22 protein-coding genes and 1 riboswitch are annotated in these 21,093 nt (G+C 64.4%); of the genes, 12 read left to right on the forward strand and 10 right to left on the reverse strand.

The window, feature by feature from the left end; translation table 11 throughout:
* Positions 1–361 precede the first annotated feature (361 nt).
* The 5 genes from ACMGT0_RS13350 (at position 362) to ACMGT0_RS13370 (ending at position 5,337) form a co-directional block, all read left to right on the forward strand.
* Positions 362–1,441, forward strand: a complete 1,080-nt coding sequence (locus ACMGT0_RS13350; protein WP_152974274.1) for a hypothetical protein — start codon at positions 362–364, stop codon at positions 1,439–1,441.
* 139 nt (positions 1,442–1,580) lie between these two features.
* Entirely contained in the window at positions 1,581–2,357 is a 777-nt protein-coding gene (locus tag ACMGT0_RS13355; RefSeq protein ID WP_054062614.1) for an N-acetylmuramoyl-L-alanine amidase, read from the forward strand.
* Between the two features lie 128 nt (positions 2,358–2,485).
* Positions 2,486–2,917, forward strand: coding sequence for an SRPBCC family protein (locus tag ACMGT0_RS13360; protein ID WP_054062613.1), 432 nt, complete (start codon positions 2,486–2,488; stop codon positions 2,915–2,917).
* Complete coding sequence (locus ACMGT0_RS13365; protein WP_054062612.1) at positions 2,914–3,387, forward strand: MarR family winged helix-turn-helix transcriptional regulator; 474 nt, start codon at positions 2,914–2,916, stop codon at positions 3,385–3,387. The genes ACMGT0_RS13360 and ACMGT0_RS13365 overlap by 4 nt, the downstream gene beginning before the upstream one ends.
* A 234-nt stretch (positions 3,388–3,621) precedes the next feature.
* On the forward strand, positions 3,622–5,337 hold the full coding sequence (locus ACMGT0_RS13370; RefSeq protein WP_416772976.1) for an amidase: 1,716 nt from the start codon (positions 3,622–3,624) through the stop codon (positions 5,335–5,337).
* A gap of 70 nt (positions 5,338–5,407) precedes the next feature.
* On the opposite strand, the gene ACMGT0_RS13375 is transcribed toward ACMGT0_RS13370, so the two are convergent.
* From ACMGT0_RS13375 to ACMGT0_RS13385, 3 genes are all read right to left on the reverse strand, one after another.
* Positions 5,408–6,715 (reverse strand): voltage-gated chloride channel family protein, encoded by a 1,308-nt coding sequence (locus ACMGT0_RS13375; protein WP_416772978.1) that lies wholly within the window; start codon positions 6,713–6,715, stop codon positions 5,408–5,410.
* 78 nt (positions 6,716–6,793) lie between these two features.
* Positions 6,794–6,864: riboswitch (Fluoride riboswitch) on the reverse strand.
* A 35-nt stretch (positions 6,865–6,899) separates the two neighbouring features.
* A complete protein-coding gene (locus ACMGT0_RS13380; protein WP_416772980.1) occupies positions 6,900–7,580 on the reverse strand; it encodes a class I SAM-dependent methyltransferase in 681 nt (226 codons plus the stop codon).
* 78 nt (positions 7,581–7,658) lie between these two features.
* On the reverse strand, positions 7,659–9,578 hold the full coding sequence (locus ACMGT0_RS13385) for a HAMP domain-containing methyl-accepting chemotaxis protein (protein ID WP_054061225.1): 1,920 nt from the start codon (positions 9,576–9,578) through the stop codon (positions 7,659–7,661).
* A gap of 275 nt (positions 9,579–9,853) precedes the next feature.
* Here ACMGT0_RS13385 and ACMGT0_RS13390 point away from each other — a divergent pair, with 275 nt between their 5' ends.
* Positions 9,854–11,065, forward strand: a complete 1,212-nt coding sequence (locus ACMGT0_RS13390; RefSeq protein WP_416772981.1) for an MFS transporter — start codon at positions 9,854–9,856, stop codon at positions 11,063–11,065.
* A gap of 137 nt (positions 11,066–11,202) precedes the next feature.
* Here ACMGT0_RS13390 and ACMGT0_RS13395 read toward each other — a convergent pair whose 3' ends face one another.
* A complete protein-coding gene (locus ACMGT0_RS13395; RefSeq protein WP_054061227.1) occupies positions 11,203–11,919 on the reverse strand; it encodes a murein L,D-transpeptidase catalytic domain family protein in 717 nt (238 codons plus the stop codon).
* 133 nt (positions 11,920–12,052) lie between these two features.
* Between ACMGT0_RS13395 and ACMGT0_RS13400 the strand changes: the two genes are divergently transcribed.
* From ACMGT0_RS13400 to ACMGT0_RS13420, 5 genes are all read left to right on the forward strand, one after another.
* On the forward strand, positions 12,053–13,627 hold the full coding sequence (locus ACMGT0_RS13400) for a L,D-transpeptidase family protein (protein WP_416772983.1): 1,575 nt from the start codon (positions 12,053–12,055) through the stop codon (positions 13,625–13,627).
* Positions 13,628–13,713: 86 nt separating this feature from the next.
* Positions 13,714–14,136 (forward strand): helix-turn-helix domain-containing protein, encoded by a 423-nt coding sequence (locus ACMGT0_RS13405; RefSeq protein ID WP_054061229.1) that lies wholly within the window; start codon positions 13,714–13,716, stop codon positions 14,134–14,136.
* On the forward strand, positions 14,133–15,002 hold the full coding sequence (locus ACMGT0_RS13410; protein ID WP_054061230.1) for an alpha/beta fold hydrolase: 870 nt from the start codon (positions 14,133–14,135) through the stop codon (positions 15,000–15,002). The genes ACMGT0_RS13405 and ACMGT0_RS13410 overlap by 4 nt, the downstream gene beginning before the upstream one ends.
* Entirely contained in the window at positions 14,995–15,378 is a 384-nt protein-coding gene (locus ACMGT0_RS13415; protein WP_054061231.1) for a DUF4180 domain-containing protein, read from the forward strand. Before ACMGT0_RS13410 ends, ACMGT0_RS13415 begins: the two co-directional genes overlap by 8 nt.
* Positions 15,379–15,476: 98 nt before the next feature.
* On the forward strand, positions 15,477–16,148 hold the full coding sequence (locus tag ACMGT0_RS13420) for a DUF3313 domain-containing protein (RefSeq protein ID WP_416772986.1): 672 nt from the start codon (positions 15,477–15,479) through the stop codon (positions 16,146–16,148).
* Positions 16,149–16,167: 19 nt separating this feature from the next.
* Here the strand turns inward: ACMGT0_RS13420 and ACMGT0_RS13425 are convergent, their stop codons facing one another.
* Together ACMGT0_RS13425 and ACMGT0_RS13430 are read right to left on the reverse strand one after the other, a co-directional pair.
* Entirely contained in the window at positions 16,168–16,524 is a 357-nt protein-coding gene (locus ACMGT0_RS13425; RefSeq protein ID WP_054061233.1) for an antibiotic biosynthesis monooxygenase, read from the reverse strand.
* A 10-nt stretch (positions 16,525–16,534) separates the two neighbouring features.
* On the reverse strand, positions 16,535–16,921 hold the full coding sequence (locus tag ACMGT0_RS13430; protein ID WP_416772989.1) for a hypothetical protein: 387 nt from the start codon (positions 16,919–16,921) through the stop codon (positions 16,535–16,537).
* A 130-nt stretch (positions 16,922–17,051) separates the two neighbouring features.
* Here ACMGT0_RS13430 and ACMGT0_RS13435 point away from each other — a divergent pair, with 130 nt between their 5' ends.
* Positions 17,052–17,918: an AraC family transcriptional regulator gene (locus ACMGT0_RS13435; RefSeq protein ID WP_054061235.1), complete on the forward strand. Its 867-nt coding sequence runs from the start codon at positions 17,052–17,054 to the stop codon at positions 17,916–17,918.
* A gap of 1 nt (position 17,919) precedes the next feature.
* Here ACMGT0_RS13435 and ACMGT0_RS13440 read toward each other — a convergent pair whose 3' ends face one another.
* From ACMGT0_RS13440 to ACMGT0_RS13455, 4 genes are all read right to left on the reverse strand, one after another.
* Positions 17,920–18,810, reverse strand: coding sequence for an alpha/beta fold hydrolase (locus ACMGT0_RS13440; protein ID WP_416772990.1), 891 nt, complete (start codon positions 18,808–18,810; stop codon positions 17,920–17,922).
* A complete protein-coding gene (locus ACMGT0_RS13445) occupies positions 18,807–19,265 on the reverse strand; it encodes a DUF1330 domain-containing protein (protein WP_054062605.1) in 459 nt (152 codons plus the stop codon). The genes ACMGT0_RS13440 and ACMGT0_RS13445 overlap by 4 nt, the downstream gene beginning before the upstream one ends.
* A 23-nt stretch (positions 19,266–19,288) precedes the next feature.
* Positions 19,289–19,930: a DUF2239 family protein gene (locus ACMGT0_RS13450; protein ID WP_054062604.1), complete on the reverse strand. Its 642-nt coding sequence runs from the start codon at positions 19,928–19,930 to the stop codon at positions 19,289–19,291.
* Between the two features lie 115 nt (positions 19,931–20,045).
* The gene (locus tag ACMGT0_RS13455; protein WP_416772993.1) at positions 20,046–21,008 is read right to left on the reverse strand and encodes a GlxA family transcriptional regulator; all 963 of its coding nucleotides are present in this window, start codon (positions 21,006–21,008) and stop codon (positions 20,046–20,048) included.
* Positions 21,009–21,093: the final 85 nt, after the last annotated feature.

Genomic DNA, 21,093 nt, shown 5'->3' on the forward strand with positions numbered 1-21,093 from the left:
TCCCCCGACGGTCATCATCGGCCGCAGTGTCGCTATCCGGGCTGCTTTCATGCTTCGAGATCCTTGGTTCCATGAGAGGTGAGGCGTGGAAGCGTGCAGGCAGGCAGCGCCGAGCGGGAAGGGTAGCTTCCCGCCCAATCCTCCAAGTGCTTGATTGGGAGCTATCACCGTCGCTGCTAGACGAGAGGTGGCAGCCGTACGCAGATTAGCAGACCGGTGCAATTGGAAACCGGCGCGCCCGAAGACGCCCTGCGCACGACCACCATAAGGCAGATAGGTGAAGAAATTTTCACCTGAGGCTTGAAGGTCGCGAACAGTCTTCTAGGCTGATGTCAAAATGACTCTAGCCAGGGAGGGAATGATGAGAGAGCTTTTGTCGTTTGCTTGCGTGGGCGCGGTTCTTCTCATGAGTGCAGGCTGTACAACCCCACCCATGGCGCCTCCTGACGCATTAACGGACTACAGACCGGTGAGCCAGTTTGGTTCGGAGCCGGTTCCGGAAAATCTCAAGAACAGGGTTGAGCAGGTTTGTAAGCTCGTCGGTGTGGTGCCCAGTCCTGATGATGCAACGAAATTCGTGGTACGAGCGCTTCAGAAGACCTATGTCAGGTCATGCCAATACGCTTTCTACAGTGACAAGGTGAAGGATTTCAAGGCGTATTCTGATGAGGCAACTCTTGGTTTTGCGTCCATTACAGCGATAGGTGCTCTTACTGATAGCCACTCTGACTTTGTAAAATCAATGGCCGGGCTGACAGGGTTGACAGCTGGCTTGCGAGTTTATGCAAACCCCAATGTGCAGATTTCAACTTATATAAAGGCGGCAAATGCTACCCAGTGTCTTGGTGGAAGCCTTCAAAGGTTGAATAAGTTGACGGTCCAGAACGAAATTTTATTAGGCGATTTGGCGTCGACTGAAAAGGCCATTGAAGATGTTCGTGGGGGTTTGAATAAAATAAAATACAATCCTGAAATGCAGTCTGCGCTGATTTCCACGGCGCCAGGCCCAGAGGTTTTGAGCTTGTTGAATCAGGCGTCTGATCCGGATGCTGATGCAGAAAGTAAAAAGGCAGCATTGGAGTTTTTGAAAAATATCGAAACACTGACTGATGAAAACTTGAGAAGTATTTATGGGAAAATATTGGCTACCCTAAATTCGCAGGCTTTCAATGTGGATAGTGCTACTCAGCCTATAAAGGCTAGTCATGTTGGTCGGGGTGGTGGCTCAGGTGATAAGGATAAAATAATTTTTTCCATAAAGAGCTCTGAAAAATATCAGTCTCTTGTTTCTGATGATGCGAGTGGTTCTTACGATATGTATATTGGGTTGTTGGGTTCCCTATATGTGGCCAAGGCAGAAGATGATAAAATTCCTTATGCTGAGCTGATTCGGATAAATGATGATTTTGATAGGTGCATGACGACATATGCGGCAAATTGAAAGGGCCGGTGGCTCCTAAGGTTTAGGAGCCTTGCAGACATCTCCTATAGTGGTAGAGTATTCGGCCTATTTTTATCTGCCGACAGTGCGGTTCACGCTATTTCCCTTGAATGTCTACTCACAGGGAAAGGAACCGCTCATGAAACCCATCAACTACAAGGCCTACCGCAGCACACGCAGCCTCGACGAACGCGTGCGCTTGCTGGTGCTGCATTACACCGCCGGTGACTTCGCCACTTCCGTCGCCGCGCTCACCGGACCCAGTGTCAGTTGTCATTACCTGGTACCCGATGTCACCGACCCAAGCTATATCCAGGCTGGCTTCAGCCAGCAGGAAGTCTTCAGCCTGGTCGACGAGGGAAAGAGTGCCTGGCACGCGGGCGTCAGTGCCTGGGGCGGCAGAACCCGACTCAATGACTCCTCGATCGGCATCGAGATCGTCAACCTGGCCTCCGAGAGCGAGGGAGCGTTTCACTTCCCGCCCTACGAACCCCGGCAGATCGAAGCCGTGAAACAGCTGGCCCTGAATATCCTGGCCCGCTACCCCAACATCGGCCCAACCCAGGTGCTCGGGCACTCGGATATCGCCTGGCGCCGCAAGAGCGATCCGGGGGCGGCCTTTCCCTGGCGTGAGCTGTACCTGGCAGGTGTCGGGGCCTGGTTCGACGAGGCGACCCGCGATAGCTACCAGCAGCAATACATTCGCGACGGTTTGCCTTCCCAAACCGCGGTATTGGCGCTGTTCCAGCAGTACGGTTATGAGGTAACGGACGCGGATACGCCCGAGGGATTCAAGCAATTGGTCAGGGCCTTCCAGTTGCACTTCCGGCCGACGAACCACGACGGGGTGATGGACGCCGAGAGCGCAGCCATCCTGGCGGCACTGGTGGCGAAGTATTTCCCGGTGACGGCATAGATATCGAGTGAGGTTCATGCGGATAGCCGGCTCATTCCGTGGAAATCAATCGAATCTCATGTCAATCACGATTGGCGGATTTTATATGTATACTTATTATAAGTTTACTTATAGAGAAGGAGTTCGCCATGCCCAACCGCCTGCACGCCAGCGCTTCATACAATCACGAGACCCACGCCTCTGCGGCAACCATTTGGGCCTTTTTTGAGGCGGTTCACCTATGGAAGGACTGGAACGCGGGCGTCCATTCATGTGCGCTTGACGGGCCGTTCGCCACAGGCACGTGGATGACGATGGTGCTGCCCGACCAGGAGGTCATCCGGTCGCAGCTGGTCGAGGTCAATGCACCGATCGGGTTTACGGACGAGACTGTGCTGGGTGATATCACCGTTCGTGTCAGGCACGAAATCATGCCGTTGGCTAATGGCAACCACTTGATCGTCTATTCGATCGAGGTGACGGGAGAGGGGGCCGAGGAAGTCTGCGCGCAAGTGTCCAGCGACTTTCCTGACGTTTTGCGCGCACTGGTGGCCCGCGCAGAGCGTGCGGTGGGCGCATGAGCCCGAGCGAACCGAAGCCGCTGCCAACCCGTCATGAGGGGCCGTCAGAGAGCCCGGGTTTTCTGCTCTGGCGTATCTCCAACAGTTGGCAGCGCGAGCAGCGTGCCGCCTTGCAGCCGTTGGGTCTGACCCACACCCAGTTCGTGATGCTGGCGGTCGCTACCTGGTTCGGCGCCCAGGAGCCCCTGACCCAGGCGCGCCTTTCGCAATTGACCGGCAGCGATCCGATGACCACCTCCCAGGTGGTCAGGACGCTGCTTGCCAATGGGTTGTTCGTCAGGGAAATCCACCCCACTGACACGCGGGCCAAGATTATCTCCGTCTCCGAGGCCGGTCGGGATATTGCCCAAAAGGCAATCGTCGTGGTGGAGGAGGTCGATCGCAGGTTCTTTGCCGCGCTGGGCGAGCAGCAATCGAGCCTTGTCGGTCTTTTCCAGACGCTGCTCGAAAAGAGGCACCACACCGATTGAGTACGTAACCAGAAGCAGGAAGAAGGCGTTTGCGCTCGACCGGGCAGAAACGGCGTTGCGCAAGCCGCATCAGATGACTGTATTCAGTTGGACGTTGGCCGGCAGTTCCGGCACCAGCAACTGAACCCCGGTACGCCACAGTCGCCTTCCAGCACGTGAGCCGCGTCGGTGCCTGGGGTAAGATGTGGCGATTCCAATCACCGCGTCCCCCTTTAAGCAGTCGACGGTAACAGCATGATCGAAGTAACCGAGGTTTCCATCGCGCAATTGCGCGCCGCGCTCGAATCCGGCCAGACCACGGCGGTAGAACTGGTTCAGGCCTATCTCGCCCGGATCGATGCCTACGACGGCCCCGACACGCCCACCGCGCTCAACGCGGTGGTGGTGCGCAACCCCGAGGCGCTCAACGAGGCCAGGGCCTCCGATGCGCGCCGTGCGCGCGGCGAGACCCTGGGCCCGCTGGACGGCATTCCCTACACCGCCAAGGACAGCTACCTGGTCAAGGGCCTGACCGCAGCGTCGGGCAGCCCCGCCTTCAAGGACCTGGTCGCCTATCGCGACGCCTTCACCATCGAGCGCCTGCGCGCCGCCGGGGCGATCTGCCTGGGCAAGACCAACATGCCGCCAATGGCCAACGGCGGCATGCAGCGGGGCGTCTACGGCCGGGCCGAGAGCCCGTACAACGCCGACTACCTGACCGCACCCTTTGCCTCGGGCTCGTCGAACGGTGCCGGCACGGCGACCGCCGCGAGTTTTTCCGCCTTCGGCCTGGCCGAGGAAACCTGGTCGAGCGGCCGCGGACCGGCGTCGAACAACGGCCTGTGTGCCTACACCCCGTCGCGCGGGGTGATTTCGGTCCGCGGCAACTGGCCGCTGACGCCGACCATGGACGTGGTGGTGCCGTACGCCCGGACCATGGCCGACCTGCTGGAAGTGCTCGATGTGGTGGTCGCCGAAGACCCGGACACCCGTGGCGACCTGTGGCGCCTGCAGCCCTGGGTGCCGATTCCGAGCGTGGCTTCGGTGCGGCCCGGGTCCTATCCGGCGCTGGCGGTTGGCACGCAGGCCCTGGCCGGCAAGCGCCTGGGCGTGCCGCGCATGTTCATCAACGCCGACCCTGAGGCGGGCACCAGCGAAGCGCCGGGCATCGGCGGCCCGACCGGGCAGCGCATCCACACCCGCGCCTCGGTGATCGACCTGTGGCAGCAGGCACGCCAGGCCCTGGAAGCGGCCGGTGCCGAAGTGGTCGAGGTGGATTTCCCGCTGGTGTCCAACTGCGAGGGCGACCGCCCCGGAGCGCCGACGGTGTTCACCCGCGGGCTGGTGTCCAAGGAGTTCCTGCACCATGAACTGTGGGACCTGAGCGCCTGGGCGTTCGACGATTTCCTGCGGGCCAACGGCGATCCGAAGCTGAACCGTCTGGTGGATGTCGACGGGCCGAAGATTTTCCCGCATGACCCGGGCACCTTGCCGAACCGCGAGGGCGACCTGGCCGCCGGCATGGACGAGTACGTGCGCATGGCCGAACGTGGTATCACCCCGTGGAACGAGATCAGCACGCTGCCTGATGGCCTGCGCGGGCTGGAGCAGACCCGGCGCATCGACCTCGAGGACTGGATGCAGGAGAAGGGGTTGGACGCGGTGCTGTTCCCGACCGTGGCCGACGTCGGCCCGGCCGATGCCGATGTGAATCCGGTGTCCGCCGACATCGCCTGGAGCAACGGTATCTGGGTGGCCAACGGCAACCTGGCGATCCGTCACCTGGGCGTGCCGACGGTCACCGTGCCGATGGGCGTGATGGCCGATATCGGCATGCCGGTGGGGCTGACCTTCGCCGGCCGTGCCTATGACGACTCGGCGCTGCTGCAACTGGCCGCGGCGTTCGAGGCGACCGGCAGCAAGCGCCTGGTGCCGCCGCGGACTCCGCCGCTGGGCGTCGGCAAACAGTAAGCACCGAAACGGGATTGGCGTCACGCTGGCGCCCATCCGTCTGTTCACCTCGAACCAGAGCTCTCTGGCCTTATGCCTGGTCTTTCTCGGCGGACCTGGCCTGCGCCCGGTACTGCTTCACTTCGCCCAAGCGCAGGTCTTCGGGCAGCCCGGCACGATGCTTGCTGTGACCGACGCGCTGGGCGTTGTAGATACCGGTATGGCCCGACACCAGATAGCTGGCGATGCAGGCGATGGCGGCGAACGGCGCGATCTCGGCACCGAACAGCTCCATGGCCATGACGATGGTTGCCAGCGGGGTGTTGGCCGCCCCGGCGAATACCGCGACGAAGCCGAGCCCGGCGAGCATGGCGAACGGCAGGTGCAGCAGCGGTGCCAGGGCGTTGCCCAGGGTGGCGCCGATGTAGAACAGCGGCGTCACTTCCCCGCCCTTGAACCCCGCACCCAGCGAAGCCACGGTGAACGCCAGCTTGCCGAACCAGTCCCACGGCGCCAGCGGCATCTGGAATGACTGGACGATACCGGGAATGCCCAGGCCGATGTACCGGTGGGCATCCAGTGCCCACACCGCGACGGCGATCACCACGCCACCGAGCAGTGGCCGCAGCGGCGGGTAGCCGACCCGCCGTTTCACCCAGGCGCCCAACCGGTGGGTGGCGGTGGCGAACAGCAGGCCGGCGAGGCCGAAGACGACACCGGCCAGCATCGTCGCCGTGATGCTCCAGAACTGCACCGGCACCACTTCGCCGATCGGGTAATGGGTATGCGCCACGCCCCAGGCCAGGCCGACCTGGTCGGCGACGATGGCCGCGACCATGCAGGGGAACAGCGCGTCATAGCGCATCCGGCCGATGGCCAGCACCTCCAGCCCGAACAGCGCCCCGGCCAGCGGTGTGCCGAACACCGAGGCGAAGCCGGCGCTGATGCCGGCCATGAGCATGATCCGCCGGTCTTCCCGGCGCAGACGCAGCCAGTGGGTGATCTGATCGGCCAGGGCGCCACCCATCTGCACCGCGGTGCCTTCGCGACCGACCGAGGCGCCGAACAGGTGCGACACCAGTGTGCTGCCCAGCACCAGCGGCACCATGCGCAGTGGCACGGTCTTCTTCGGGTCGTGGATCTCGTCGATCAGCAGGTTGTTGCCGGCGTCCACCGGCTTGCCCAGCCAGTGATAGACCAGGCCGACGGCGAGGCCGGCCAGCGGCAACAGCCAGATCACCCACGGATGGCTTTCGCGCCATTGGGTCGCATGCTCCAGCGAGAACAGGAAGAACGCCGAGGCACTGCCGGCCAGCAGGGCTATGGCACTGGCCAACAGCAGCCATTTGCCGAGGTAGGGCAGGAGATCGAGTTGTTCGGGGCGTGAAAGTCTGGACATAGGGTCAGCCACAGTCATCGTTTGGGTCTGACCAGCAGGGATTCTGCACGCGCGCGCCTACAGACCCGAACTGACCAGGTGTCTGTAGGCATCATCAGCTGCAGCAGCACAGCGGTTGGGAACGGAGGAATGCCATCTCCGGAGCGCCGATCATAGCCAGTGGCAATGGGCTTGTAAAATCTTGTTACGTGTTCGGCCCGATGTGTTGGGCCTTGATGATCAATGAAGCTGGCAACGGCGCTTCGGGCAGGCGCGGTTCCTCGATGGACTCCAGCCGCCAGGCCGGGGCGAGGGTGGCGAGCCAGCTGCTCAGGGTGCGGTAGAACCAGGGCATCGGCTGCCAGTCGCCGGGGCCCATCGCGGTGAAATGTTCCATTCGCCAGCCGTCCGCGTAGGGTGGCTCCGCGCACAGTGGGTGCAGCGTCTGGATGATCAGGTGGGCGTCGGGGCGGGCCGTGCGGGCGAGGGCGGCCAGCAGTTCGGCGGTCTGCTCGTCGAGCAGGGAGAAGTTGCAGACGATCACGTCGAAGTCTGTGCCGAGCCGTTGCGGTTCAGCAATGATCTGGGCGTAGGACAGGCAGTGGAAATCGCCCGCGCCGGCTTGCGTCGCCAACTCCAGCAGCGGTGGCGAGACATCGACGCCGATGAGCTGGCCGCCGTGTTCGGCCAGGGCCCGGCACAACCAGCCTTCGCCACAGCCGACGTCCAGCACCCGGCCCGGCAGGCAGGGCCGCACGGCGTTGATGATCGCGGCGTTGGTGACTTCCTGGCGACTGCGTATCTGCCCCTCGCGGATCGCCGTGGCCCAGGCCCGGGCGTTGCCGGTCCAACTGTCGATCAGGGCTTTCGAGGGATCATCGTGCATGTCAGGCGCCTTGCCGGGAGGATTCTCCCCGGCAGTGTGCGGCCGAATGCACGTTCGTGACCAGTACGTCTTGCGGGGTTACAGGGTGAACTTGCCCACCAGCGTCTGCAGGTGGTTGCCCAGACGGGTCAGCTCGACACTCGACGCGGCGGTTTCCTCGCTGGCGGTCGAGGTCTGCTCGGAAATGTCGCGCACGTTGATCACGCTGCGGTTGATTTCTTCGGCCACCGCGCTCTGCTGCTCGGCGGCGGTGGCGATCTGGTGGTTCATCGACTCGATGGCCTGTACCGATTCGCTGATGCCATGCAGCGAGGCGCCGGCCCGGCGGGTCAGTTCGACACTGCTGTCGGTCAGGGCACGGCTGCTGTCCAGGCTGCTGGCGACCTTGTCGGTGCCGCCCTGCAGGCCGCTGATCAGTTGTTCGATTTCTTCGGTGGAGCTCTGGGTGCGTTGCGCCAGGCTGCGTACCTCATCGGCCACCACGGCGAAACCGCGACCGGCCTCGCCGGCCCGGGCCGCCTCGATGGCGGCGTTGAGCGCCAGCAGGTTGGTCTGTTGCGCCACCGACTTGATGACGTCGAGCACACTGCCGATCCTCTCGCTTTCCTGCTTGAGGTCGCTCATTGCCAGGGTGGAGTTGCCGACCTCGTCGGCCAGCCGCTCGATCTGCGTCATGGCCTGGGCCAGCACCTCGTCGCCTGCGCGCGCCTCGTGGCTGGCGTTGACCGCGGCGCTGGAAGCCTGTTCGGCGTTGCGTGCCACTTCCTGTACGGTCGCCGCCATTTCGTTCATGGCGGTGGCGACCTGGTCGGTCTCGTGTCTCTGGTTGTTGACTCCCTTACGGGTCTGTTCAGTGACAGCCGACAGTTGCTCGGCGGCGCCGGAGATGCGGATCACGCCGTCGCGCAGGCCACCGATCAGCTCGCGCAGGTTGAGGGTCATGCGCTGCATGCTCAGTTGCAGCAGGCCCAGTTCGTCACGGCGCGAAACCGTCGCGTTGTCGCTCAGGTTGCCGCTGGCCACCTGTTCGGCCCGGCGCAGGGTTTCCATCAGCGGGCCGACGATCAGCCGGGTGATGACCCAGGCGGCGATGATGCCGAGCAGCAGGGCGGCGAGCAGGGCGCCGGCGAGCAGGTTACGGGCGGCCTCGACATCGTCGCGACGCTGGTCGATCTGGTCCTGGGACAGCTGCTGGGTGGCCGCGAGCAGGTTCTTGATGTCGCCATCGAGTTGCACCTGAGCGCTGTCGGCCTTGTCCTGGGCATCGGAGAACAGGGCAACGGTGTCGCGGTAGCTGCTCATGGCCTGCTGCAGGCGCTGCACGTCGGCGGTCATGGCGGCCGGGAGGTGGCTGAAGAGGGTCTTGATGTAGGCGATAGCGTCATCGATCGCCTCCTTGGCCGGCTTCTGCAACTCGGGCTTGAGGCTGTAGCTGTAACCGCGCAACTGGAAGCGGGCCTGCTGGACCACCGTCTGTGCTTTCACCAGGCTGTCGATCTGGGCCTGGTCGCCGCTCGGCGAAGTGGCCATCTCCATCAGTTTCTTCAACTGGGCGACGGCTTCGTCGGCGTGACCGCCAAACACCGCGCGAGTCGCATCCCGGGCCTGGACGGCCTGGCTGAAATCGTTGAAATGCGCCCGGTAGCTCTTGGCGACCGTGCTGGCGTTTTCGAGGAGCGGCCGGCTGGCCGGGGAGTGGAACACCGAGCGGTCGTTGGCCAGGTGACTGTCGAGGCTGTCGAGCAGTTTGACCACGGCGGCGGCGCGCTCGGCGTTCGGGTTGATGCTGTAGAACAGCCGGGCATTGCGCACGTCGCGGGTCAGGTCGTTGAGCTTGGCAATGTCGAGGATGCGGTCGCTGCGGTCGCCAAGGGCCCGGATGCCCAGCCAGCCGGTGGTGGCGATCAGCAGGGTCAGCAGCATGACGACCCCAAAGCCCAGGGTGAGCTTGGCTCTGACACTGATGTTTTCCAACAGCCTGTTGAGTGGGGCAAGCATTCGGGCAATCTCCGCCGGGATAAACCGCTGGTATGAAAGGGGATACGTGCCGATCGAAGGGGCACGGCCGGAGTATCGGTCGAGGAAATTGAAACTTTATGTTTCAGGGCGTGTAATTTCCCACGGGCTTTTGGCGCGAATGCCGTGAGGTGCACGCGGTATGAGGGCATGACGGGGCAGGCCGCTTCTGGGATACTTTGGGCCTTTCGTCAGAAGACAGCGTCGAGCCTTGCAGGGACCTGCCCTGAGTGGCGTGGGACCAGGAGGCAATAAGGATGTTGGCGGTACTCAAGCGTTATCCGACTTCGGTCAATCTGCTGCTGTTTTCAACGTTGATCCTCACCCTGGGGCGGGCGATTACCCTGCCTTACCTGGTGATTTTCCTGTCCACCCAGTTTTCCCTGGCGATCAGCGAGATCGGCCTGACGGTCGGCTGCGCGCTGGTGGCCGGCTCGCTGCTGAGTATCTACAGCGGCTACCTGACCGACCGCGGCTCGAGTTTTCGCCTGATCCTGGGTTTCACCGTGCTGTTCATGCTCGGTTTCATCGGCATGTGCATCACCCATCGGCTCTGGTTGTTCTTCCTTTTCCTGGTGCTGTTCAACTTCGCCTATGCGGCGGTCGACGTGGTGGTCAAGGCGACCCTCGGCCGCGTCCTGGCGGAAGCGGAGCAGGCCGGGGTGTTCTCGGCGCGCTACACGCTGATCAACATCGGCTATGCGGTGGGGCCGTTCGTGGGCGCGGGCCTGGCGCACCTGGACGTTCGGCTGCCGTTCGTGGTCTCGGCGCTGCTGGGCGCGCTGGCGTTCCTGGCGTATTACCACTTCGGCGAGCGGCACCTGGCGCCGGTCGACCGGACCCGCGCGCCGGTGTCCTTCATCGGCGTGGGACGGATTCTGCTCAGGGACAAGCGCCTGGTCTGTTTCACCCTCGGTGGCCTGCTCAGCGCGGTGGTGTTCGGGCAGTTCACCGCGTACCTGTCGCAGTACCTGGTGACCACCACCAGCCCGGAGTTCACCTACCGCATCATCAGTGCGGTGGTGGCGGTCAATGCGGTGGTGGTCATCGGTTTGCAGTTCCTGGTGGGCAAGCGCATCAGCCATGAGCACCTGAACCTGTGGCTGACGGCCGGCTTCACTCTGTTCCTGCTGGGGGTGACGGGTTTTGCGTTGTCGAGCACGGTGTTGCACTGGTCGCTGGCGATGGCGGTGTTCACCCTGGGGGAAATCATCGTGTTTCCGGCCGAGTACATGTTCATCGACCGGATCGCCCCGGCGCACCTGCGCGGCATGTACTATGGGGCACAGAACCTGTCGGCCCTGGGTGGCGCGATGGGGCCGGTGCTCTGCGGCTTTGCCCTGGCCTGGTGGGCGCCGCAGTTCATGTTCTACATGCTGGCCGGGTTCATCATTGCCGGTGGCTGTTTCTACCTGATGGGGGCCAGTTATGCGCGCCAGCATGAGGCGGCGGGGCAGAGCGGGCGCTGACGGCATTCAGGTGCAAGGCTGGGCGGCCCATTCGCGGGCAAGCCCTGCACCGTCCACACGGCCGCCTTCGCCGGCAAGCCGGTTCCCACAGGAGGGCGCACCAGGCACAGGGGCGGTGTGGCGTGAACCCAGCAGGTTTAGCGGGTGACGCCCTTGGCCTTGGCACTGGCCATCTGCTGCGGCTTGCAGTTGAGGTAGGTCGAGGACTTCAGCCAGTGCCGGTCAGGGTACCAGGAGAACATGAACTGGCCGTCCTTGAGCTTGTCGACCACCTGCTTCGCCACCTGCGGGCGCACGGCCGGGCAGCCCTGGCTGCGGCCGATGCGGCCTTCGCGCTGGCTCCACAGGGGGCTGACGTAGTCTGCGGCGTGGATCACGATGTCGCGGTCGCGGGCACGGTCGTTGAAGCCCGGTTCCAGGCCGTCCATGCGCAGCGAGTAGCCATGGGTGCCCTCGTAGCTCTCCTGGGTGCGGAACAGCCCCAGGCTCGACTGGTAGCTGCCGACCCGGTTGGAGAAACGGGTGGCGAAGTTCTCTCCGGATTTCTGCCCGTGGGCGACCAGGTCACGCAGTACCAGGGTGCGCTTGCGCAGGTCGAAGATCCACAGGCGGCGGGCCGTGGAGGGCAGTGAATAGTCGATCACCGCCAGGCGCTCGGACTGTTCATGGCCGCGACCGACTGCACACTGCATGGCATTCAGCGCGCTTTTGAGCACCAGGGGGTTGAGTTCCGGCGCGGCGTGGGCGAGGCTGCCGTACAGCGTCGGTTTTGCCGCGCTGGCGGCCAGGGCTGAACCGAAGGGTACGGCCAGGGTCAGAATAATCAGGCAGAGTCGATAGCAAGATGTCAGCATGTAGAGAGCGTCTCCGCCTTCAGTGCAGGTTCATGCATCCCACGGGTTGTGCGATCCCGGCTGTCTCGAGGGTTTTCGCCTCTGTCATAACCTTAGACCGCCCGCGCGATAATCGTGGATGGGAGCCTAGCCCTTGTTCAAAAAACACGCATGTTACTTGAGCCTTTGCCTGCTCGTGGCACCACTGGTCGCGACGGCCGACGATCTGCTCGGCGATCCCCCCACGCCGTTGCAGGCGGCGCTTGCCCAGTTGCCGACGAGCTGTCCGGGCCTGGCCGCGCAGCTGGATGCGCCGACACAGCTGAGGTTGCAGGCGTTCTACCAGCAGCAGGGGAATGTTCCGCTCTGGTCCGTCGAAGGGCGTCTGGCGGCGTTGCAGGCCCAATTGCCACTATTGGCTGACGATGGGCTGGACCCGGCACGCTATCCGCTGGCCCGGGAGCCGGGCGCGGGTGATCCGCTGTGCAGCGATATCCAGATCAGCCGGCAGTATCTGCAAGCCCTGCATGACCTGCGTTATGGGCGCCTGTCACAGGCGCGTTTCGAGCCGCTCTGGCGTTCCCAGCCACCCACCGGCGAACCCGATGCCGAGCTGCTGACGCTGGCCGCGACCGGCTTGCAGGACCTGGCCCAGGCCTTCGATCAGGCTCGCCCGCATGCCGAGTTGTACCGCAGCCTGCGCAGCGCCTATGCGGCGCAGCGCCAGCAGCCGCTGCCGCATTGGTCGGAACTCGCCTCCGGTCCGCTGTTGCGGCCCGGCATGGAGGACGCACGGGTGCCGGCCCTGGCCCGGCGCCTGCTGGCCGAAGGTTACCTGCAGCGCCTGCCCGCCGGTCCTGAAAAGGTCTACGGCGAGGACCTCGCCGAGGCGGTCAAGCACTTCCAGTACCGGCATTCGCTGCAGGCCGACGGGGTGATCGGGCCTGGCACGCTGGTCGAGCTGAACATCAGCCCGGCGCTGCGCCGCGAACAGTTGCGGCTGAACCTTGAACGTTTCCGCTGGCTGGCTCCGGACCTGGAGCCCGAGGGCGTGCTGGTGAACGTCGCGGCGGCGCAGTTGAGCTTCTATCGTGACGGTGAACCGCTGTGGCAGACGCGCCTGCAGGTCGGCCGGGCCGATCGGCAGACGCCACTGCTCAAGTCACGCATCACCCGCCTGACCCTGAACCCGACCTGGACCGTCCCGCCGACCATCCTTCGCGAGGACAAGCTGCCGGCCATCCGTCCTGACCCCGCGGCCTACCTCGCCCAGCAGAACCTGCAGGTGCTCGACAGCGAAGGGCGCCCGCTGGCGGCGAACGAAGTCGACTGGGAACGACCGGGCAACATCCTCCTGCGCCAGGGCGCCGGCCCGCGCAACCCGCTGGGGAAGATCGTCCTGCGTTTCCCCAACCCGTTCTCGGTGTACCTGCACGACACCCCCAGCCAGCCGCTGTTCTCCAAGGGGCCGCGGGCGTTCAGCTCGGGTTGCGTGCGGGTCGAGCAGCCGTTGCATCTGCGTGATCTGCTGTTGAGCAGCACCGAGCGAACCCGCACCGATGACCTGCTGGCCAGCGGTACCACTCATGAGTACCGGCTGACAGCCCCGGTGCCGATCGTGCTGGGGTACTGGACGGTGCAGGTCGACCACGATGGCGCCTTGCTCTACGCGCCGGATATCTATGGGCGTGACCCCGTGCTCTTGAAAGCCCTGGGCAGTTCCTCCTGATCGCGGCGAAGGTGAAGGACTGATTTGTTCCCTATTGCTACCTGTTTTTTGTATATTAGGTAGCAATGGGGAGTGTTGGTATTCACATGTTTGAAGAGTTCTACACCGTTGCCCAGGCTGCCGAGCGTTTGCAATTGCACGCCAAGACGGTCCTGCGCTTTATCCGCGAGGGCCGCCTGGCGGCGACTCGCATTGGCAAATCCTATCGGTTGAAGGCCGCAGACGTGGCGGCCTTTGCCGGCAGGGCGGCGGCCGAAAACCTGCCACCTGAGCCGCTTCGCGCCACCTGTATCGTCGAAGTGCCCGCACTGTCGGTGCCGCAGGCCGAGCGTCTGGTCACCCTGTTGCAGGCCACGCTGATGGGACGTCGTGGTGAGGCCGAACCGATCCAGTGCCAGACCGCCCATGACCTGTCGCGCTCGCTGCTCAAGATCGTGCTGATCGCGGCACCCGCCGATGCGGCGGCGCTGTTGGCGACGATCCAGGCACTGGTGGACGACTTCCAGTGAGCCGTTTCTACAAGTCGGCGGCCCTTGAGCGGCAGGTGCTCGACCGTTACCGGGCGGTACTGTCGAGCTGGCCGGTGCCGAACCAGCAGTTGCGGTTGCAGACGTCGCATGGGGAAACCTTTGTCGTGGCGTGTGGTGACCCGAGCGCAACGCCGGTGGTGCTGCTGCACGGCTCGCTGTCCAACGCGGCCGCATGGATGTTCGAGGCGGCCGATTGGTCCCGGCATTTGCGCGTCTACGCGTTGGATATGATCGGCGAGGCGGGCTTCAGCGCCGCGACCAGACCGGCCCTGGCCAGTGGCGCCTATGCCAGTTGGCTGGCCGAGGTGCTGCAGCAGTTGGGGATCAATAGGGCGGCGCTGGTGGGCGCTTCTCTGGGTGGCTGGCTGGCCGTGGATTTTGCTTCGCGCCATCCCGAGCGTGTGGGGCAGTTGGTATTGCTCTATCCCTCGGGCATCGGCCGGCAACGGGCGTTCTGGTACAAGGCGCTGCCGTTACTGTTGCTGGGGGAGTGGGGGCGCCGTCGGGTTCGGCGACAGGTACTCGGGGCTCCTCCCCGGGGCTTGTCGGCCGAGGCGCTCGGGGTATTCGAGTTGATGGAACTGATCGGCCGCAGCCTCAAGCCCCGCCTGGAAAAGGTACCGGTCCTCGATGATGCGGCACTGCGTCGCCTGAATATGCCGCTGTTGGTGGTGGCCGGGGGCAGAGACGTATTGCTCGACAGCCGTGAGACCATGGCGCGTGTGGCGGCTCATGTGCCCCATGCGGTTACCCGTCTGGTTGCCGAGGCGCCGCACTATGTCCGGGGGCAGGGCGACGAGGTACTGGCGTTTCTGCGCAGCGGGAAGGAGGCCCCCCATGCATGAGCACACAGTGGTTCGAATGGGCTCCGTGCGGGTGCTGGCCTGCGCCGACAGCGGCGCAGTGCTGGTGCATGAGCAGGATGCTCGCGAGCTGATCGCCGCCGCCTGGGAGGTGCAGGCGAGCTGGCTGGCAATTCCCGTGGAACGCCTGGCCCCAACGTTCTTCGATTTGCGCAGCGGCCTGGCCGGCGCGCTGTTGCAGAAGTTCGTCAACTACCGGCTGCATGTGGCCGTCATCGGTGACCTATCCGCCCATACCCGAGGCAGCAAGGCCCTGGCCGAGTTCGTGGCCGAGTCCAATGCCGGTGGGAACGTCTGGTTCGTTTCCTCCCGGGCGGCCTTGCAGGCCCGCCTGACGGAAACTGCAATTGAGCGCTGACACGACGATTGCGCCAGTGCGGCAGGTGCCGAGACGGTGTTCCTTGACTATACCTACCTTTCCTGTACCGGTAGTGGCCAGCCAAAAGGAGTGTCGGCATGAAGTCAGGATTGATGATCGGTGCGTTGTGCGTCGCCGCGTTTGCGGTGGTCGGTTGTGCGGGCCAGTCCGCTCAATCCGATCACTACTCGGGTTTTCTCAAGGATTACAGCCTGCTCAAGCGGGAGAAGACCCCCTCGGGGGCCGAGGTGATGCGCTGGGTCGACCCCCGGCTTGAGCCAAGGAAATACACCCGCGTCTATATCGAGCCGACCCAGCTGTATCCCGCGCCCCAGCCCACGGCGCAGATCCCCCTGGCGACCTTGCAGGGCATCACCCGCTACTACGACCAGGCCCTGCAGCGTGAGCTGGGCAAATCCCTGCCGTTGGCCAACGGGCCCGGCCCCGGCGTGGTGGTGGTCCGCGCGGCGATCACCGCGGTCAACAGCAAGACCGAAAGCCTCAAGCCCTACGAGCTGGTGCCGATCGCCCTGGTAGCGGCGGCAGTCAGCACGGCTTCGGGGATTCGTGACCAGCAAACCACGCTGGCGACGGAAACCGCCTTTCTCGATGGCCAAAGCCACGCGGTGATTGGCGAAGTGGTCCGCCAGGGTACCGGCAAGCCGTTGGAAAACACCAGCCAGGTGATGCAACCCGATGATGTGAAAGCGGTCATCGACGGCTGGGCGGCGGACATGCACCAGTCCTACCTCCGGCTGCAGCGACACTGAGCCGGGCCGGGCAGGCGTTTCACCTGCCCGGTCGTTCCTCGGGTGGAGGCAGGCTCAGTTCGAAGGTGGCGAACCTCAGCCGGTCGGCCAGCCGTTCTCGTGTCAGGGCGAACAGCTCCTTGAGGCAGGGCAGTTCGAAATGCGCCCGCATGGGTGCCAGGGCGCTCCAGTAGCCGGTCAGGATCCAGGCACGCGGGCATGAGGTGCTGCGCGCCAGGCTGTAGGCCGTGCAGCCGGAGCCGGTTTGCAGGGCCTCGAGCAGGTGGCCCAGGCGATCCTGCAGGGCTGTGGTCGCCTGGCCGAGTGCGCGGATTTCAACGGTGCTGATGGCAACCAGGGGCAGGGCCCCCTCTATCGTGGATGGAATGGGTTGCACGGCCTTCGCCTCAGTTCGCCAGGTGGTCCCGGGCCCGTGCCAGGGCTTCGTCGCGGCTGGCGACGATCAGCATCGGGTAGCCCCAGAATTTCTCGTAGGCGGGGGCGAAGGACTCGGTCGCCGCCCGGGTCGCCGCATCGGCCTCGACATAGATCGCCACCTTCACGAAGGCCCGCAGCGGCTCCTTGTGGCGTTTCATCCACAGCGAAACCTGCTTTCGCTCCTCGTGGGTGTGCTCATAACGACCTTCGCCGAGGCCCTCCTCGTTGAGCAGAACGAAGGGCTGCTGACGTTCCAGCAAGGCTTCGAAGCCGGCGAAGGGGTTGTCGTCGGCGGCCAGGCCTGTCCGGTTTGCCTGCATCCAGACCAGTGGGAAGTGGGTGTCATCGACCTGCATGTCCGTTCTCCTGGGTTTTCACTGCAATGACTTCACGATACCCGGCCCCTGGCTGGACGTCATTGCGCAATATGGCCACACTATTGTTCAAAACGGCCAAGGGCCGTTCATCATTCAAGGACAGCCCGGCATGCTACAGATTCCTTTCGACGACCCGGCAGGCTACGGGGCGGTCGACGAAATCCCCCGTCCCGTTTATGCCCTGCATGCTTCGCGGGTCTCAGACGGCTGGGAGTATGACCTCCACCAGCATCGCAAGGCGCAGCTGTTGTATTCGGTGCGTGGCATCCTCAGTTGCGAGGTCGACGAGGGGGTCTGGATCGTGCCGCCGCAGTGCGCGGTCTGGATCCCCGGTGGCCTGCAGCATGTGGCGCGCAGTGCCGGCGAGACGGAGTGCTACTGCCTGTTCGTCGAGCCCGATGCCGCACCGGACCTGCCGAAGTTCTGCTGCACCCTGACCGTGTCGCCGCTGCTGCGTGAACTGCTGTTGCGGGCGGCGAGCTTTCCCCAGTTGTATGCCGAACAGGGGCGTGAGGCGCGGCTGGTGGCGACGCTGCTGGACGAACTGTGCCAGGCCCCGGTGGAAGACCTGCATCTGCCCATGCCGCGGGATCGGCGCCTGCGTCAGTTGGCCCAGGCACTGCTGGCCGAGCCCAGCGCCAGGATTGCCATGGGTGAGTGGGCGCGCCGCATCGGCATGAGCGAGCGCAGCATGAGCCGCCTGCTGCTGCAGGAGACCGGGGTGAGCTTCGGCCGTTGGCGCAGGCAACTGCATGTCATTCTTTCGTTGCGCCGCTTGAGCCGGGGTGAAAGCGTGCAGACCGTGGCCCTGGACCTGGGCTACGAGAGCTCCAGCGGTTTCGTCACCATGTTCCGCAAGGCCGTCGGCAAGCCGCCGGCGCGTTACCTGCTGGAACGGACCGCGGAACTGTCCCGCGAGGGCGACTTCGCCAGGGTGCCGGGCATCGTGCTGGCCGGCGAGCCGGACCGGCAATGATTCACGCCCGGCGGGCGTTGCGCACGATCGCTGTGCTGATGGCCGGATAGTGCGCGGGCGGCAGGTCGTGACCCATGCCTTCGATCAGCAGGAACTCGGCACCTGGGATCGACGCCGCGCTGTCCTGGCCGCAGGCGGGCAGGATCAGCGGATCGTCCGCGCCATGGATGACCAGCGTCGGAGCACGGACAGCCACCAGGCGCGAACGCAGGTCGCCGGTGACGGCGATGGCCGCGATCTGCCGTGGCGTGCCGCCGCTGCCGCGGGCGCGACGGCGCTCCTCCAGGACCAGTTCGCGATGGGCTGCCTCGTCGAAGGGCTGGCCACTGCCGGCGATACGCCGGGCAAATGCCAGGCTGTGGGCCAGGAACGCGGCTTCGTCGGTGGCCGGGTCGGGTGCCGGACGCATCAGCATCGCCATGACCTCAGGGGCGGCCTGGGGCAGGGCCGGGTTGCCGGTGCTGGACATGATCGAGGTGAGCGACAGCACCCGTTCGGGATGTTCGCAGGCCAGCAACTGGGCAATCATGCCGCCCATGGAGCGGCCCACCACGTGGGCTCGGTCGATGGCGAGGGCGTCGAGCAGGCCCAGGGCATCCCCGGCCATGTCGTGCAGGCTGTAGGGCACCTGGGGGCGTTGCCCGGCTATCAGGGCGGCGACCAGGGCGCCGAGGTCCGGCGTGCCGTGCTGGCCGAAGTGGGTCGAGCCGCCGCTGTCGCGATTGTCGAAGCGAATCACCCGGAACCCTTCGACCGCCAGGGCTCGGCAGAAGGGTTCGCTCCAGCGGATCATCTGGCTACCGAGCCCGGCGATCAGCAGGATCGCCGGGTCGTGGGGGTTGCCGAAACTGTCGTAGGCCAGTTCCAGGCCATTGGCGTGCAGGGTGGTCATGGGCGGGCTCCTTCGACAGCGGTGAATGGGTGGGCGGTCATCGGCAGCAGACGCGAGTCTTCCAGGGCCGCGGTGCGGTGGCCGAGGCCTTCGAGGTAGCCGGCGTGGCTGGCGAACCCGAGAAAGGCTTCGACACTGCTCTGGCGTACCAGCATCACCCGGTCCCAGCGTTCGTTTTCGGGACCGATCAGCCAGGCTTGCGCGCTGCCCAGATAAAGCAGTTCGCCGCCGGTCTGGCGCAGCAGCGGCAGGGTGTGCCGGATATAACGCTCGAAGGCCTCGGCGCCACTGATGGGGTGCGCCGGTGCCAGTTCGGGGGTGGCGCCGTAGTCGGCGACTTCGCGAAAGCGCAGCAGGTTGAGCATCGTCACTTCGCCGACAAGGCCTCGCTGAATGAAACGTCGACCAGCCTCCCGGGTCGGCTCGAGATGGCATCGGGCAGTGGGGGCGCTCATCGTGACTCCTGTCATTGGGTGGTTTACCGGGCGTTGTCCCTGGGGGCGAAGGCCAGACGCAGTGCGTGCTCGCGGATATCCTCGGGCCAGGTCGCGAGGCGTTGTTCCAGGCCCGCGCGGTCGTCGGCGAACAGTGCCCGGGTCGCTTCCTCGTAGTCGGGGAAGTCGCCGGCGATGGCCAGCATGAATTGGTAGGCGGCCTCCTGGGCCGCGCGCCGCTGCTGGCGTGAACCGCCGTTCTTGCGCGCGTCGTCGACCAGGCGGCGCAGCACGGCGGAAGCGCCGCCGGGTTGCTCCGCCAGCCATTCCCATTGTCGGGGCAGCAGGGTCACTTCGCGGGCCACTACGCCGAGTTTCGGCCGGCCACGGCCTTTCGGTTCCGTGGGCTGGTCCGCCGCGGGCACGGTGGGCGCGTCCTTGCGTGGACGATAGCGCCCGGCAGATGGCCGGGGTGGCTGGGACAGGCGCTCGATGATGTCGGCCTTGGTGCCACGCAGGTCCAGGTCGATGACCCGGCCGGTGCGGTCGTCGAACACCAGCACCGGACTGGCCGGGGCTTTTTCGTGAGTGGCCTTGACGGCCAGTGCCACCTCCACCAGCGGCCCTGCGCTCAATAGACGATGGGCCTCGAAGGCCGTGACAGGTTTTGTAAGCAGCTCGGACATTTGATCATCCCTCCGTGTGAGGAGGCTATTAATATCCGGGTATTAATTTTTCGTCAATATTGTCCGGGTAATAATTAGGCCTCAACGGCCTGACGATTTGTGCCGGAACACCGCCTTATCTGATTTCGTTGCGCAGCTCCCGTACCCCACGGCCGAGTTTGCGTCGCAGCAGGTTGCGCAGGGTTGAGGCATCGGCGTAACCGACTTCGCCGGCTATGGCCTCCAGATCACCGCCGTTGGCCACCCGTTGCCTGGCCCGTTCGACCCGCAGGTCCTGGAAAAACGCCAGCGGCGATTTGCCCAGGACCGCCTCGGTGCGCCTTTGCAAGGTGCGCGGATGGACGTGCAGAGCCTGCGCCGCCTCCTTGAGAGAAAAGCCCAGGGCCAGGCGTCTGCGGGCCCAGCGCTCGAAACGCTGGATCAGTGCGTCGGCATGGGCCAGGTGGTCGGGAATGATGTATTGGCCCTGGGAGGCACGGGTGTCGATCAACAGGAAGCGTGCCACCCGTGCTGCCAGATCGGGACTGGCCTGGCGTACCAGCCAGAGTGCCAGGTCCAGATGGCCCATGGCAGCCCCGGCGGTCACCAGGTTGTCGCAGGCGATAACCATGTGCGAATCGTCCAGCTCGACCTTCGGGTAGCGTTGGCGAAACAGGGTTGCCAGGGGCCAACTGGTAGTTGCCCTGTGCCCGTCCAACAGGCCGGCATCAGCCAGGATGAAGGTGCCCAGGCAGGCCGAGGCGATCGGGATGCCGGCTGCGTGCCAGTCGCGCAGGCGGGCCTTGGCGTCTATCACGTCCCGGCGGTTCAGCGCCTCCAGCAGCCGCTCGGGTTGCTTGGTGTTGATCGCCGGCACGATCACCCAGTCGGGGCGGTGTCCGCACGCTGGGTCCTCGACCAGGGTGGTGAGCCCCATGGCTGTGCATACGGGGCTGTGCAGGCCGGCCAGGCGAACCTCGAAAGGCGTTTTGGCATCGCCGCTCCGGGCCATCAGTTCATTGGCGGTCGCGAAGGTATCCAGCAGCGCAGTCAGGCCGGTGTCGAAGACGCCATCAAGTACCAGAATATCGATTTTCATGTCGTGAATGATCGTAAAAAAGTCATTTATGAACATAGCTCATTCGCCTCAAGCGCAACAGACTGGTCGCGTCTCCCATCTGGAA

Origin of the sequence: Pseudomonas sp. RHF3.3-3 (assembly GCF_048069595.1) — a bacterium.
Taxonomy (GTDB): Bacteria; Pseudomonadota; Gammaproteobacteria; order Pseudomonadales; family Pseudomonadaceae; genus Aquipseudomonas; species Aquipseudomonas fuscovaginae_B.